This window comes from Geodermatophilus sp. SYSU D00697, from assembly GCF_054050175.1.
Genome location: NZ_JBJGYV010000031.1, coordinates 39,146 through 53,072 on the forward strand (window position 1 = coordinate 39,146; position 13,927 = coordinate 53,072).

18 protein-coding genes and 1 tRNA gene are annotated in these 13,927 nt (G+C 76.0%); 9 read left to right on the top strand and 10 right to left on the bottom strand.

What is annotated here, in order from left to right; all coding sequences use genetic code 11:
* Window positions 1-12 precede the first annotated feature (12 nt).
* The 8 genes from ACI79C_RS20870 to ACI79C_RS20905 all read right to left on the bottom strand — a co-directional run bounded on the left by ACI79C_RS20870 (window position 13) and on the right by ACI79C_RS20905 (window position 5,038).
* On the bottom strand, window positions 13-423 hold the full coding sequence (locus ACI79C_RS20870) for a VOC family protein (protein ID WP_456947605.1): 411 nt from the start codon (window positions 421-423) through the stop codon (window positions 13-15).
* Between the two features lie 39 nt (window positions 424-462).
* Window positions 463-1,011, bottom strand: coding sequence for a Clp protease N-terminal domain-containing protein (locus tag ACI79C_RS20875; protein WP_456947606.1), 549 nt, complete (start codon window positions 1,009-1,011; stop codon window positions 463-465).
* Window positions 1,012-1,013: 2 nt separating this feature from the next.
* A complete protein-coding gene (locus ACI79C_RS20880) occupies window positions 1,014-1,247 on the bottom strand; it encodes a helix-turn-helix domain-containing protein (RefSeq protein WP_456947607.1) in 234 nt (77 codons plus the stop codon).
* A 60-nt stretch (window positions 1,248-1,307) separates the two neighbouring features.
* On the bottom strand, window positions 1,308-1,616 hold the full coding sequence (locus ACI79C_RS20885; RefSeq protein ID WP_456947608.1) for an antibiotic biosynthesis monooxygenase family protein: 309 nt from the start codon (window positions 1,614-1,616) through the stop codon (window positions 1,308-1,310).
* Between the two features lie 24 nt (window positions 1,617-1,640).
* Window positions 1,641-2,105, bottom strand: coding sequence for a YbaK/EbsC family protein (locus ACI79C_RS20890; RefSeq protein ID WP_456947609.1), 465 nt, complete (start codon window positions 2,103-2,105; stop codon window positions 1,641-1,643).
* A 77-nt stretch (window positions 2,106-2,182) separates the two neighbouring features.
* Window positions 2,183-3,151: a zinc-binding dehydrogenase gene (locus ACI79C_RS20895; RefSeq protein WP_456947610.1), complete on the bottom strand. Its 969-nt coding sequence runs from the start codon at window positions 3,149-3,151 to the stop codon at window positions 2,183-2,185.
* A 294-nt stretch (window positions 3,152-3,445) separates the two neighbouring features.
* On the bottom strand, window positions 3,446-4,453 hold the full coding sequence (selD, locus tag ACI79C_RS20900; RefSeq protein WP_456947611.1) for a selenide, water dikinase SelD: 1,008 nt from the start codon (window positions 4,451-4,453) through the stop codon (window positions 3,446-3,448).
* A 9-nt stretch (window positions 4,454-4,462) separates the two neighbouring features.
* Entirely contained in the window at window positions 4,463-5,038 is a 576-nt protein-coding gene (locus ACI79C_RS20905; RefSeq protein ID WP_456947612.1) for a helix-turn-helix transcriptional regulator, read from the bottom strand.
* A gap of 73 nt (window positions 5,039-5,111) precedes the next feature.
* On the opposite strand from ACI79C_RS20905, the gene ACI79C_RS20910 reads away from it, so the two are divergent.
* From ACI79C_RS20910 to selB, 3 genes are all read left to right on the top strand, one after another.
* Window positions 5,112-5,207: transfer RNA gene (locus ACI79C_RS20910), tRNA-OTHER, on the top strand.
* Between the two features lie 54 nt (window positions 5,208-5,261).
* Window positions 5,262-6,572 (top strand): L-seryl-tRNA(Sec) selenium transferase, encoded by a 1,311-nt coding sequence (gene selA / locus ACI79C_RS20915; protein WP_456947613.1) that lies wholly within the window; start codon window positions 5,262-5,264, stop codon window positions 6,570-6,572.
* 5 nt (window positions 6,573-6,577) lie between these two features.
* Window positions 6,578-8,320, top strand: a complete 1,743-nt coding sequence (selB, locus tag ACI79C_RS20920) for a selenocysteine-specific translation elongation factor (protein WP_456947622.1) — start codon at window positions 6,578-6,580, stop codon at window positions 8,318-8,320.
* 10 nt (window positions 8,321-8,330) lie between these two features.
* Here selB and ACI79C_RS20925 read toward each other — a convergent pair whose 3' ends face one another.
* Window positions 8,331-8,480, bottom strand: a complete 150-nt coding sequence (locus ACI79C_RS20925) for a hypothetical protein (protein ID WP_456947614.1) — start codon at window positions 8,478-8,480, stop codon at window positions 8,331-8,333.
* Between the two features lie 358 nt (window positions 8,481-8,838).
* On the opposite strand from ACI79C_RS20925, the gene ACI79C_RS20930 reads away from it, so the two are divergent.
* The 3 genes from ACI79C_RS20930 to ACI79C_RS20940 all read left to right on the top strand — a co-directional run bounded on the left by ACI79C_RS20930 (window position 8,839) and on the right by ACI79C_RS20940 (window position 10,964).
* Window positions 8,839-9,213 carry a PH domain-containing protein gene (locus tag ACI79C_RS20930; protein ID WP_456947615.1) on the top strand — a complete coding sequence of 125 codons (375 nt, stop codon included), beginning with the start codon at window positions 8,839-8,841 and terminating at the stop codon, window positions 9,211-9,213.
* A 94-nt stretch (window positions 9,214-9,307) separates the two neighbouring features.
* Entirely contained in the window at window positions 9,308-10,528 is a 1,221-nt protein-coding gene (hemW, locus tag ACI79C_RS20935) for a radical SAM family heme chaperone HemW (protein WP_456947616.1), read from the top strand.
* Window positions 10,529-10,634: 106 nt separating this feature from the next.
* A complete protein-coding gene (locus ACI79C_RS20940; protein WP_456947617.1) occupies window positions 10,635-10,964 on the top strand; it encodes a TraR/DksA family transcriptional regulator in 330 nt (109 codons plus the stop codon).
* Here ACI79C_RS20940 and ACI79C_RS20945 read toward each other — a convergent pair.
* Entirely contained in the window at window positions 10,961-11,467 is a 507-nt protein-coding gene (locus tag ACI79C_RS20945) for a TfoX/Sxy family protein (protein ID WP_456947618.1), read from the bottom strand. The genes ACI79C_RS20940 and ACI79C_RS20945 overlap by 4 nt on opposite strands.
* A gap of 72 nt (window positions 11,468-11,539) precedes the next feature.
* Between ACI79C_RS20945 and ACI79C_RS20950 the strand changes: the two genes are divergently transcribed.
* The 3 genes from ACI79C_RS20950 to ACI79C_RS20960 form a co-directional block, all read left to right on the top strand.
* The gene (locus ACI79C_RS20950) at window positions 11,540-12,448 is read left to right on the top strand and encodes an ABC transporter ATP-binding protein (protein ID WP_456947619.1); all 909 of its coding nucleotides are present in this window, start codon (window positions 11,540-11,542) and stop codon (window positions 12,446-12,448) included.
* Window positions 12,445-13,191, top strand: coding sequence for an ABC transporter permease (locus tag ACI79C_RS20955; protein WP_456947620.1), 747 nt, complete (start codon window positions 12,445-12,447; stop codon window positions 13,189-13,191). The genes ACI79C_RS20950 and ACI79C_RS20955 overlap by 4 nt, the downstream gene beginning before the upstream one ends.
* A 20-nt stretch (window positions 13,192-13,211) precedes the next feature.
* Window positions 13,212-13,927 (top strand): histidine kinase (locus tag ACI79C_RS20960; RefSeq protein WP_456947621.1); only part of this gene is annotated, 716 nt, incomplete at its 3' end.

Below are 13,927 nucleotides of genomic sequence, written 5' to 3' on the forward strand. Positions count from 1 at the left end.
CCGCGCCGGGCCTCAGTGCATCCACGGCGCGAAGGACAGCCCGACGACCAGCCCCTCCGGGGACTGCAGCCGGGCGACCGTCTGCCCCCACGGCTCCGTTCGCGCCCCGTGCAGGAGCCGGTGGCCGGCGGCCTCCAGCTCCGCCGCGCCACGGGCCACCGCGGCCTCGTCCGGGAGCTCGAACTCGATGCTCGCCTGCGGGACCGGGTGGTCGGCCGGCCAGTCGGGTGCGCCGAAGCAGGCCACTGCGGCCGCGGCGAGCGGCCAGACGCCGAAGTGCCTGCTGCCGTCGATCCGCTCGCTGGCGTAGTACTCGCCGTCGAGTCGCTCGAGGGGCAACCCGAGCGCGTCCACGTACAGCCGACGGCTCTCCACCGGGTCGGGCGCGATGACGCTCGTGCTGGCGACGAAGAGGATCTCCACGGCGGCACCCTCCCACCCGCGGGTGACACGGAGGGCCGGTCAGGCGGCGAGGATGGTCGCCTCGAGGTCCCGCCGCAGCGCGGCCAGGTCGACCCCGCGGTCGTGCAGCACCGTGACGGCCAGTCCCTGCCCCTCCCGGAGCATGCCGAGGGCGATGTGCCCCTCCCGGATGCTCTTCGACCGCTGGGCGATCGCCTCGCGCAGCGACAGTTCCAGCACCTTCTTCGCGCGGGGTGAGAAGGGGATGTGCCCGCCCCGGCCGGGGGACCGGTCGCCGGCCCGCCTGTCGAGCGCCCCGGGGCCGAAGGTCGCCTCGACCCGGTCGCGGACGGCGTCCAGGTCGATCCCGACCGCGCGCAGCGCCTCGGCGTCCAGGTCGTCCCCACCGACGAGCGCGGTGACCGCCTCCACCACGAGGGGCCGGGTGAGCCCGTGCCGGCCGAGCACCTGCGCCGTCGCCGTCCACGGCTGGTCGAGGAGGGCGAGCAGCAGGTGCTCGGTGCCGATCGTGCCGTGCCGGAGTTCGCGGGCCTCGCGCTGGGCGAGGACGACGGTCTCGCGGGCGTCGGAGGTGAAGCGTTCGAACACGGTCAGTCCTTCCGCCGGAGCGGCCCGCGGCCGCCTGCGTACTTCTTGTGCACCGCCTGGCGCGTGACGCCGAGCAGCTGGGCGATCTGCTCCCACGTCCAGCCCTGGTCGCGGGCGTTGTCCACCTGGAGGGCCTCCAGTCGCTCCACGAGGACCCGGAGCGCGCGGACCGCCTTCAACCCGACGGAGGGGTCCCGGCTGCTGGCGGCGGAGGCCATCTGTGCTGTGTCGGCCATGTCGTCAACATAGGTTGACGCAGCGCGTGCCGTCAACTCACTTTGACAGAGGAGTGGCGGTCAGCCGGCCTCGTGGACCTCGTAGTGGCGCACGGTGACCTCTCGGTCGACCAGGTAGCGGTCGTCCTCGGGGTAGAAGACGGCGGCGCTCACGTCGTCCCCGGCGAACTCCCGGATCGCGTCGTAGGACGTCCAGAAGCTGAGCGTGACGATCTCGGTCCGGCCGTCGTCGAGGTCGCGCAGCAGCATGTGCGCGCCCTGGTTGCCCGGCGTCCGCCGGTAGTGGGCGATGCCGGTCTCGTCGATGTAGGCGGCGTAGGCCTCACGGTCCTCGGTGCGGACCCAGCCCCGCCAGATGCGGGCGATCACCGCGGTTCCTCCCTCCGCTGCGGCTCAGGCGACGGCGGCCTCCTCGCCGCCGGTCAGCCGCAGCAGGTCGGCGTAGGTCAGCGCGACCATGGTGTGGTGGTCGCCGCCGCCGGCCCAGAGCAGCGGGTGCGCGGCGAGGTCGACGTCCACGACCGCGCGCAGCGGCGCGGGGTGGCCGGTGGGGGCGACCCCACCCACCTCCTGGCCGGTCGCGGCGGTGACGAACTCCGGGGTCGCCCGGCGCACCCGCGAGGCGCCCACCAGGGCCGCGACCTTCGCGGTGTCCACGCGGTGCGCGCCGCTGGCGAGCACGAGCAGCGGCGCACCGTCGGCGTCGAAGACCAGGCTGTTGGCGATCGCGCCCACCGAGCAACCGAGCGCCTCGGCCGCGGCCGCCGCGGTCGGGACCGGGACGTCGAGGCGGCGGACCTCCGCCTCGACGTCCGCCGCCGCGAGCGCGGCCACGACCCGGTCGACGGGGGAGCTCACCGTGCCCCCTGGTGCGCTGGCGCGGGACGCTCCGCTCCTCGCCCGTGCCTCGCCGCGATGCCCACGTCCCTGTCCGCTCACACGGTGAAGACGATCTTGCCCGCCGTCTGCCCCTGCTCCATCCGGGCGAAGCCGTCGCGGGCCTGGCTGAGGGGCAGTTCGACGTCGATCACCGGCCGGACGCCGGTCACCGCGCACATCCGCACCAGGGACTCCAGCTCCTCGCGGGTGCCCATCGTCGAGCCGATCACCGACAGCTGGGTGAAGAAGACGCGGTTGAGCTCGGCACCCGGGTTGAAGCCCGTGGTCGCGCCGCAGGTGACGATGACGCCGCCGGGCCGCAGCGACTTGACGCTGTGGCTCCAGGTCGCCTCGCCGACGCTCTCCATCACGCCGTCCACCCGCTCCGGCAGCCGCGCGCCGGTCTCGAAGGCCTGGTCCGCGCCGAGGGCGAGCGCCGCCTGCCGCTTCTCCTCGCTGCGGGCGGTGACCCACATCCGGAAGCCGGCGGCGCGGCCGAGCGCGACCAGCGCGGTGGCGACGCCGCCGCTGGCCCCCTGCACCAGCACCGTCGCGCCCGGCCGCAGGCCCGACTTCACGAACAACATCCGGTAGGCGGTCAGCCAGGCGGTGGGCAGGCAGGCGGCCTCGGCGAAGGAGAGCTCGGCGGGCTTGGGGACCAGGTTGCGCCGGGGGACGGCGACCCGCTCGGCCATCGTGCCCTGGTGCAGCTCGGAGAAGAGCGTCCGCTTCGGGTCGAGGGTCTCGTCCCCGGTCCAGCCGGGGGTGCCGACGACCACGCCGTGGACGATCACCTCGTTGCCGTCCTCGTCGAGCCCGGCGGCGTCCGTGCCGAGGATCATCGGCATCCGCTCCTGCGGGAGGCCGATGCCGCGCAGGCTGAACAGGTCGTGGTGGTTGAGCGACGCGGCCTTCACCTGCACCGTCGTCCAGCCGTCGCGCACCTCCGGGTCGGGGCGCTCGCCGATCTCCAGCACGGAGAGCGGGTCCTTCGGGGCGGGCGTGGAGACGAAGGCAGCCAGCATGACCGGACCGTAACGGAGGTCACCGACCCGCTGCGACGCGGACCCGGTGTCGTGACGAGTGGGGCCCGGAGGGTCCCGCGAGGAGCGACGGTGGGGCTCAGCGCAGCTGGGGGACGGCACGTGGCCGCGGTGTCGTCCGGGAGGACGACGATGTCATCGCACGACCGCCCTGGTTCGCTTCCGCGCCCCGCTGGAGGACCCCGCTGCCCCCCAACCCTCACAGGCTCGCGCCGGGCCCCTGCAGCGCGGCCATCTGATCGCTCGCCGGCGCTCGCTGCGATGCTCCCGTGGCTGTCAGCGGACGACGACGACGTGCTCCGTGCGCGGCACGAACTCGCCGATCACCGGGGCGCCGGGCACCTCGCCGGCCAGCAGCAGCCCGCCGGAGGTCTGCGCGTCGGCCAGGAGCAGCGCCTCGTCCTCGGAGACCGCCGACAGGTCGGCGTGCGGGCGCACCCAGTCGAGGTTGCGGCGGGTACCGCCCGACACGTGGCCGTCGGCCAGCGCCTCGCGCGCGCCCAGCAGGTACGGGACCGCGGCGGCCTCGACCACGGCGGTCACGCCGCTGGCCCGGGCCATCTTGTACAGGTGGCCGAGCAGGCCGAACCCGGTGACGTCGGTGCCCGCGCGGATGCCCGCCGCCACCGCGGCCCGGCCGGCGTCGCGGTTGAGGGTCGTCATCGAGGCGACCGCCTCCTCCGACACCTCCCCGGTGGCCTTCATCCGGCTGTTGAGCACCCCGACGCCGAGCGGCTTGGTCAGCGACAGCGGCGTGCCGGCGACCGCCGCGGCGTTGGTGATGACCCGGTCGACGTCGACCACGCCGGTGACCGCCATGCCGTACTTGGGCTCCGGGTCGTCGATGGAGTGCCCGCCGCCGACGTGGCAGCCGGCCTCCTGGGCGATCTCCAGCCCGCCGCGCAGCACCTCCGCGGCGAGCTCGGCGGGCAGCACGTCCCGCGGCCAGCCGAGCAGGTTGACCGCGACGACGGGGGTGCCGCCCATCGCGTAGACGTCGGAGAGCGCGTTGGCCGCGGCGATCCGGCCGAAGGTGTGCGCGTCGTCCACGACGGGGGTGAAGAAGTCGGTGGTGAGGACCAGCCCCTGACCTCCGGCGATGCGGACCACGGCCGCGTCGTCCCCGTCGTCGAGACCGACGACCAGTTCCGCGGGCGGGTCGGTCGGGCCGGCCGCGGTGAGGCCCGCGACGACGGCCTCGAGCTCGCCGGGCGGGATCTTGCAGGCGCAGCCTCCGCCGTGGGCGTACTGGGTGAGCCGGATCCGGGCGGGAGCGGTGGTCACGCCCCGAATCTAGGCCCGCCCCCCGGGCAGGACGACCAGCCGGGGCGGTGCGCCCGTCGGGGCCGTGCCCAGCGCTCGGCCCGCCGGGTGCGTGCTGGAGGGGGCGCCGAAGAGGGCCGGGTCGCGGCGCTGCGCGATCTCGGTCGTCAGCTCGGCCGCCTCGATGCGGTCCTCCCGGAACCAGCGGGGCGCCTGCCGATCCCGGCACCAGGCCACCAGGAACCAGTGGTCGCTGGTCCGGGCCAGCAGCTGAGGCTCCACCGTGCGGCGGGATGCCGCCCCCTTCCCGTCCCGGTAGCGCAGCACCAGGACGCGGCGCTGCGCCACGGCTTGCTCGACGACCGACCGGAGCTCGGCGGAGCGGCCGGCCTCCGCGCTGACCCAGAGGCTGGTGGCCAGCAGCTGGGCGCGGCGACGGGCGTCGGGCTCGAGGGCACCGAGGACCTTCTCCAGCGCGCCGCGCCCGGCATCGGCGTACGGGCCGTCGGGCTGGGCGGCGAGGGCGACCGCGACGGCGGCGGCCTCCTCGGGCGTGAGGGTGACCGGCGGCAGCGTGGCGGCGGGGCGGACCTCGGTGCGCTTCACGCCACAGATGCTGGCAGCAGGTACCGACAGTTCCCGGCGGTGGTCCGGGCGGCGGGCACGTAGGGTGTCCGGTGGAGGCGTCAGGGCGCCTGGTGGCCCCCGCGGCCTCTAAAGCCGACGTGGCCGAGCAGCTCGGTCAGGCGGGTTCGATTCCCGTCCGCCTCCGCCATCCGTCCGCACCGTCCCGTCGACCGGCCCGCCCGACGCCTACGCTCCGCAGTCGATGAACGCCGACCCCCGGCGGCAGGTGCCGCGCACCGACACCCTGCTCGCCGACCCCCAGCTGGCCGCCGCCGCCGAGCGGCTGGGCCGGGAGCTGGTCAAGGCCGCCGTCCAGCAGGTGCAGCAGCGCGTCCGCGAGGGTGTGGTGGCCCCCGACGACGCCGTCCCCGCCGTCCTGGCCGGGCTGCCGACGACGGCCAGCAGCCTGCGGCCGGTGCTCAACGCGACCGGCGTGCTGGTGCACACCAACCTCGGCCGCTCGCCCCTGTCGACCGCCGCGGTCGAGGCGATCGCCGCCGCCAGCGGTACCACCGACGTCGAGCTGGACCTGACCACCGGCCGGCGCGGGCCGCGCGGGGAGGCGGCGCTCGCCGCGCTCCTGGCCGCGGTGCCGGCCGCCGAGGCGGCGCTGGTGGTCAACAACTGCGCCGCGGCGCTGGCCCTCGTCGCCACCGCCCTCGGCGGTGACCTCGTCATCGCCCGCGGGGAGCTGGTCGAGATCGGGGACGGGTTCCGCATCCCCGAGCTGCTGGCCGCGACCGGCGCACGGCTGCGCGAGGTCGGGACGACGAACCGGGTGACCCTCGACGACTACCGCGACGCCCTCCACGAGGAGACCGGCGCGGTGCTCAAGGTGCACCCGTCCAACTTCGTCGTCCGCGGTTTCACCCGGTCGGTGTCGGTGGCCGAGCTCGCCGCCGGGCTCGGCTCCAGCGGGGTGCCGCTGGTGGCCGACGTCGGCTCGGGCCTGCTCCGGCCGCACCCCACCCTGCCCGACGAGCCGGACCTGCAGACCACCCTCGCCGACGGCGCCGACCTGGTGCTGGCCAGCGGGGACAAGCTGCTGGGCGGTCCGCAGGCCGGGCTGGTGCTGGGTCGCGCCGACCTGGTGAAGCGGCTGCGCCGGCACCCGCTCTACCGGGCGCTGCGGGTGGACAAGACGACGCTGGCCGCCCTGGAGGCCACGCTGCGCGGCCCGCTCCCGCCGGTGCAGCAGATGCTGGCCGCCGACGTCGCCGGCCTGCGCCGCCGGGCCGAGGCCCTGGTCGCCCGGTTCGCCGCCGCCGGCCTCGACGCGGTGGCGGTCGACTCCGAGGCGCGGGTCGGCGGGGGCGGGGCGCCGGAGCACCCGCTGCCCAGCGTCGCGGTGGCGCTGCCCGCGGCGTTCGCCGACCCGCTGCGCGCGGCCACGCCGCCGGTCGTCGGCCATGTCGCCGAGGACCGCATGCTGCTCGACCTGCGCAGCCTGCCGCCGTCGGCCGACGAGGCCCTGGCCGGCGCGGTGCTGGAGGTGGCGGCGCGGTGTCGGTGACCGGCATGGACGTGATCGCCACCGCGGGGCACGTCGACCACGGCAAGTCGACGCTGGTCCGCGCGCTCACCGGGATGGAGCCCGACCGCTGGGAGGAGGAGCGCCGCCGCGGCCTGACCATCGACCTCGGGTTCGCCTGGACGACGTTGCCGTCGGGGCGCCGGCTCGCGGTCGTCGACGTCCCGGGGCACGAGCGGTTCGTCGGCAACATGCTGGCCGGCGTCGGCTCGGTGCCCGCGGCGCTCGTGGTGGTCGCCGCCGACGACGGCTGGTCGGCCCAGACCGCCGAGCACGTCGCCGTCCTCGACGCGCTCGGGGTGCGGCACGCGCTGCTGGCGGTCACCAAGGCCGACCTCGCCGACCCCGTCCCGGTGCTGGCCGACGCGCGCGAACGGCTGGCCCGGACGTCGATGGGGGAGGTGCCCGGCGTCGCGGTGAGCGCGGTCACCGGCGCCGGCGTCCCCGACGTCGCCGCCGCGCTGGAGACCCTGCTCGCCGCGCTGCCCACCCCCGACCGGACGGCGCCGGTGCGGCTGTGGATCGACCGGGCCTTCCCGATCCGGGGTGCGGGCACGGTGGTCACCGGCACCCTCGCGGCCGGGAGCGTGGCCGCAGGCGACCGCCTGCAGCTCGGCGACCGGGAGGTCGGCGTGCGCGGGGTGCAGTCGCTCGGCGAGCCGGTGGAGCGGGCCACGGCGACGGCCCGGGTGGCGCTCAACCTGCGCGGCATCGCGGTCGAGGAGCTGGCCCGCGGGGACGCGCTGCTCACCCGGGGCGCGTTCCGCTCCACCCGGGACGTCGACGTGACCCTCGCCGTCGCTCCGGAACGGCTGCCGGCCGAGGCGGTCGTGCACGTCGGGTCGGCCGCGGTGGGCGCCCGGCTGCGGCCCCTGGACGGCACCGCGGTCCGGCTGCGGCTGGCCACCCCGCTGCCGCTGCGGGTCGGCGACCGGCTGTTGCTCCGGGACCCGGGCGCCCGGTGGGTCCTCGGCGCCGATGTCCGGGACGTCGACCCGCCCGAGCTGCGCCGCCGAGGAGCCGCCCGCGCACGCGCCGCCGAGCTGGCCGGGCAGCCGTCGGGCGCCGCCGGTGCCGCGGCCGACCTGAGCCGCCGCCGCGTCGTCCGGACGGCGGACTTCACCGCGATGGGGTGGCCGGTGCCCGAGGGTGCCACGCAGGTGGGGCCGTGGCTGCTGGCACCCGGGCTGCGTGACGACCTGGCGGCGGCGCTGCCGGCGCTGGTGGGGCGGTATCGGCAGCAGCACCCGCTGGAGGCCGGGCCCCCGGTGGGTGTCGTCCGCCGCGACCTCGGCCTGCCCGACGACGACCTGGTCCGCGCGGTGGTGCGCCCGCCGCTGGCGCTGCGGGAGGGACGGGTGGCGGTCGCGGCCGCCGGGCTGCCGCCGCAGGTGCAGCAGGCCGTGGACGCCGTCCGGGCGCGGCTGGCCGCCGACCCGTTCGCCGCGCCCGAGGCCGGGGACCTCGCCACGGCGGGTCTGGGGCCGCGGGAGCTGGCGGCAGCGGTGCGCGACGGGCAGCTGGTCAAGATCGCCGACGGGGTCCACCTCGCCCCCGGCGTCGAGCAGGCGGCGCGCGACCGGCTCGCCGGGGTCCCGGCGCCGTTCACCCTGAGCCAGGCGCGGTCGGCGTGGGGGACCACTCGCCGGGTCGCCGTCCCGCTCATGGAGTGGCTGGACGCGCGGGGGGTGACCGAGCGGCTGCCCGACAACACCCGCCGGCTGCGCTAGGCGAGGGGGTTCAGCCACCGGCCTCGCGCAGGAACACCTCCCGCTCGTCACTGGCGTCCGGGGCGGGGACGGGGGAGGTGTCGACGCTCTCCACCAGGTCCTCCAGCCGCACCGGCTCCGGCAGCCGGCGGTACTCCTCGCGGTCGTCCGGGACGGTCATGGCCGCAGCCTGCAGGGCCGGCGGGTCCTCGGCAAGGGCGCCGCGGACCGTCCCGGCGGCGCGGCCGTCGGGGTGCCGGCAAGCAGGTCCCGGAGTGCTCGTGCTCTGCATGCCGCACGCACGCAGAGCACGACGGCGCGGCCGCCGGGGTGTCGGCAGGGAGTCCCGGAGTGCTCGTGCTCTGCATGCCGCACGCACGCAGAGCACGACGTCGCGCGGCCCCTGGTGCCGGCAGGCAGGTCCCGGAGTGCTCGTGCTCGGCATGCCGTGCGCACGCAGAGCACGACGTTGGGCCAGACAGGTGGTGGCCCCCCGTGTGGCGACGGACCGCGATGAAGTCGGGACGTAGGGTGACGCGGTGATCGACTTCCAGAACGGTTCCGTCTTCAAGCTCAGCCCCGCAAACCCCCAGGACCTCGGCCCGGAAGTCGCACCCCTGCTGATCCGGGGTGAGCAGGTCGTCGCGTGCTTCAAGGCCGTGCGCGACTTCGTCGTCTTCACCGACAAGCGACTGATCGCGGTGAACGTCCAGGGGATGACCGGGAGGAAGCGCGACTTCACCTCACTGCCCTACAACAAGGTCCAGGCCTTCTCCATCGAGACCGCCGGCACCTTCGACCTCGACGCCGAACTGGACCTGTGGTTCAGCGGCCTGGGCAAGGTCCGCCTGGAGTTCAAGGGCAACGCCGACATCCGCACGCTCGGCCAGATGATCGCGACCTACGTCCTCTGAGGACAGGTCGGCCGCGGTCACCGGGGACCACGGGTCGGAGGTCACGCCGCGCACCCCACCGCCCCCGGCCGCCGGCGCGGCACACTGGGGACAGATGAACGCCGCCCTGCCCCTGCTGCCGACCCCGCCGGCCCCGTGGCGGCTGCCCGACAGCGCCCGCGAGGGGCTGGCCCGCACGCCGTTCGGGCTGTACGTCCACGTACCGTTCTGCGCGACCCGCTGCGGCTACTGCGACTTCAACACCTACACCGCCGAGGAGCTCGGCCCCGGCGCGAGCCGCGCCGAGTACGCCGGCACCGCGATCGCCGAGCTGCGCCAGGCGGCCGAGGTCCTCGGACCTGACCTCCCGACGGTCTCCACCGTGTTCGTCGGCGGCGGCACGCCCACGCTGCTGCCCGCCGACGACCTGGCCGCGGTGATGGCCGCCGTCCGGGAGCTGTTCCCGGTTGCCGAGGACGTGGAGGTCACCACCGAGGCCAACCCGGAGACGGTGACGCCCGCGAGCCTGGCGCGGCTGCGCGAGGCGGGCTTCACCAGGGTCAGCCTGGGCATGCAGTCCGCGGCCGAGCACGTGCTGGCGGTGCTCGACCGCCGGCACACGCCCGGCCGCGCGGTCGAGGCGGCCCGGGAGGCGCGGGCGGCCGGCTTCGAGCACGTCAACCTCGACCTGATCTACGGCACGCCGGGGGAGACCGACGCCGACTGGGCCGCGTCCCTGGACGCCGTCCTCGCCGCGCCGGTCGACCACGTCAGCGCCTACGCGCTGATCGTCGAGGAGGGCACCCGGCTGGCCCGCCGGATCCGCCGCGGCGAGCTGCCCCTGCCCGACGACGACGTCCTCGCCGACCGCTACGAGCAGGCCGACGCGACGCTGCGGGCCGCGGGCTTCGACTGGTACGAGGTCTCCAACTGGGCCCGTGGCGACGCCGCCCGGTGCCGGCACAACGAGCTGTACTGGGCGAACGCGAACTGGTGGGGCGTCGGGCCGGGCGCGCACAGCCACGTGGGCGGGCTGCGCTGGTGGAACGTCAAGCACCCGGCGGCCCACGCCGGCCGGTTGCTGCGCGGGGAGAGCCCCGCCCAGGACTCCGAGCTGCTCGACGACGCCGACCGCGCGCTGGAGACGGTCATGCTCGGGCTGCGGTTGCGGGAGGGCCTGCCGCTGACCGCGCTGTCGCCCGTGGGCCGGGCCCGCGCCGCGGACGCGGTCGTCCGCGGCCTGCTGGAGCCCGCGGCACACGAGGCCGGCCGCGCCGTCCTGACCGACAAGGGGCGGCTGCTCGCCGACGCCGTCGTCCGGGACCTGACCGACTAGGTCCCGTCCTCGGCGCGGACGGCCGACGGACCCGTTCCGCAACCCCGCCTTGCGGGCTATCGTCCGCCTCCCAGGCACGGGGGCAGGGCAGGGAAGGGGGTCGGTCGTGGCCACCAGCAGCACCGCGAGCCGTTCCGATGCCGCAGGCGACGCCCGGTGGGACCACGTCCGGTCCCGGCTGGAGGGGCAGCGCGCCGAGTGCGTGCGGGAGCGGGAGATCGCCCTCGCCGACACCGTGCAGTCGCTGCCCGACGAGGTCGCCGTCACCCGCGCGGCCAGCCTGCAGCGCACGATCCAAGACATCGACGCCGCGCTGGCGCGCATCACCGGCGGCACGTACGGCCGGTGCGTCCACTGCGGCGCGGAGATCCCGGAGGAGCGCCTCGAGCTGCGGCCGTTCGCCACGTCCTGCGTGGCCTGCGCACAGGGGCGTTAGTCCACGGGGCGGTTCGGCCGGTCGCTCGGTCCGTCCGGTCGACGCTCCGCTGTCTCCTCGGCGTTGTACTCCAGGACGGCGTCGGTCCAGAAGTGCAGGTCTGCGTCGGCCATGAGCGCGTCCCCGTCGACGGTGATCCACCCCTCGCCCATCGACCGGCCCTTGCCCATCTCCGCCCGGCGGGCCCCCACCACCTCCAGGTACTCGGCGTCGCGACCGCGGGACACGCGCACGAGCAGGGCGCCACCGCCGCCGGAGACGCAGGCCACCATCCGTCCCCCGACCATGAACGCGAGGCCGCCGAACATCCTCACCTCACGCACGTCCTCCTGACCAGCGAGAGCACGGCGCACGCGCTCTGCGAGCCCAGCGTCGTAGGCCACTCGCTGTCTCCTTCCCGGGGGGACCAGGAAGCGTAGGACGTCCGGTCGCTGACCGTCCCGACCACGCCCATCCCCGACTCGAGAGGCGGCCCCGACGACAGCCGTTCCCGGGGGCGCCACCTGACGGATGTCAGACCGGACTCCCGACGTCCCGCACTACTGGCCTCGCGGCGGTGACCGCAGGCTGGGCGCGTGCTCCGGGAGACCGCCCTCGACGTCCAGGACCTGACCGTTCGTTACGGCGACGCCGTCGCCGTCGACGGCTTCGACCTGCAGTTGCGCGCCGGGGAGACCGTCGCGCTGCTCGGCCCGAACGGCGCGGGCAAGTCCACGATCGTCAACGCCGTCCTCGGGCTGGTGCCCTCGTCCGGGACCGTCCGGGTGCTCGGCCGCGCGCCGGCGGCGGCGGTCCGGGCCGGGTGCATCGGCGCGATGCTCCAGCACGGCGGACTGCCGGGGGAGAGCCGGGTGGGCGAGGTGGTGGACCTCGTCCGGCGCAGCTACCCGCGCTCCTGGCCGCTGGAGGACCTCGCGGCGACCGCGGGCATCGAGGGCCTGCTGACCCGCCCGGTCGACGCGCTCTCCGGCGGGCAGCGCCAGCGGGTCCTGCTCGCGCTCGCCCTGGCCGGCGAGCCACCGCTGCTGCTGCTCGACGAGCCGACCTCGGCCATGGACGTCGAGGGTCGCCGGGCCTTCTGGGCGACGATGGGCGAGCTGGCCGACCGCGGCACCACCGTCGTGTTCGCCACCCACCACCTCGACGAGGCCGACGCCGTCGCCGACCGCGTGGTCGTGGTCGCCGGCGGGCGGATCGTCGCCGACGGCACCGCGGCGCAGGTCAAGGCGGGCATCTCCGGCCGCACGGTGAGCTTCGCCGCCGGCCCGGACGCCGACCTCGACGGGCTGCCCGGCGTGACCGCCGTCGAGTGGCAGGGCGAGCGGGTCAGCCTCGCGACCGACGACGTCGAGGCCACCCTCCGCGCGCTGCTGACCGGCGGCGGGCGGCTGCCGGACCTGCAGGTGCGCGGCGCCAGCCTCGTGGAGGCCGTCCTGTCCCTCACCGCCCACCGCACCTCGACCCCGATCGGAGCCGACCGATGAGCACGCTGTTCGCCTTCCAGCTGCGCCGCGTGGGGCGCAACCGGCAGTTCCTGTTCTTCACCGTGCTGCTGCCGGCGCTGTTCACGGTCTTCTTCACGAAGGTCTTCGGGGCCCAGGCGGGCAGCGGGGCGCAGTACCAGGAGTACGCCACCGCCTCGATGGTCTCGATGATGGCCTACGGCGCCCTCGGCGCGGCCCTCGGCGCGACCATCCGGGTGTCCTTCGACCGGGCCTCGGGGTGGCTGCGGCAGCTGCGGATCACCCCCGTGCCGACCTCCTCGGTCGTCGCCGTCGACGTGCTCGTCGGCATGCTGCTGACCCTGCCGAGCCTGCTCGTCGTCGCCCTGGTCGGACGGCTGGTCAACGGCGTGCAGCTCGGGCTGGGGACCTGGGTCGCCCTCGTGGCGGTGCTCTGGCTCGGGTCCGGGGCGTTCGTCGCGCTGGGCCTGCTGGTCGGCTTCTCCCTCGACGAGAAGGCCGCGGGCGGCGCGGTGGGCATCCTGGGCGTCGTCCTGGCCGCACTGGGCGGGCTCTGGGTGCCGGTGCAGGTCTTCCCGGAGGCGCTGCGGGCGCTGGCGCACACGCTGCCCTCGTACTGGTACGCCGAGCTGGGCCGGGACGTCGTCACCGGCGGGGCACCGGCGCCGCTCACTGCCCTGGCCGTGGCCGGGTTCGCCGCGGCCTTCGCGGTCCTGGCGACGGCGGTGGCACGGCGTCGCCCGCTGCACGCCGTCGCCGGCTGAGCGGGTTAGCGTTCCGCGCCGTGGACCCGCGCACCCCCTGGCAGCGGCTCGGCTGGGCCGTGCCCTGGCTGCTGTTCCAGGTCTTCCCGCTGGCCGACCTGTTCTCCGCGCCGCGGCCGGCCCTCGTCCGGGTGGTGGCCCTGGCCGGGCTGCTGGTCTTCACCGCGGCCTACCTGGTCGTCTTCAGCCGGCTGTTCGGCCGCCGCGGGAGCGCCTGGCCCTGGCGTTCCCTGCTCGTCGTCGCCGTCCTCGGGGTGACGCTGTCGCTCTGGCTCGGGCCGTCGTGGGCGGGCCTGATGATCTACGTCGCGGCGGCGTCGTCGGGCGGCCTGCCCGAGCGCTGGGTCTGGCCGGCCGTCGGGGGAGCGGCGGCGGTCTGCGCCTCGGTGATCGCGGCGCACGGCATGTTCCCGGAGCTGTTCATCCTCCCGGTGATCTGCGTGCTCACCGGCTTCGCGCTGCGCGGCACGCGCTACCTCGTCTCGGTCAACGCCGAACTCGTGGAGGCCCGGGAGGAGCAGGCCCGCGCGGCGGTCGCCGAGGAGCGGCTGCGCTTCGCCCGCGACCTGCACGACCTGCTCGGCCACAGCCTGTCGCTCATCGCGCTCAAGAGCGAGCTCGCCGGACGGCTGGCCGAGCGCGACCCGGGGGGGGGGGGGGGGGGGGGGGGGGGGGGGGGGGGGGCGGGGGGGGGGGCGGGGGGGGGGGGGGGGGCGGCGGTGGGGGGGGCGGTGCT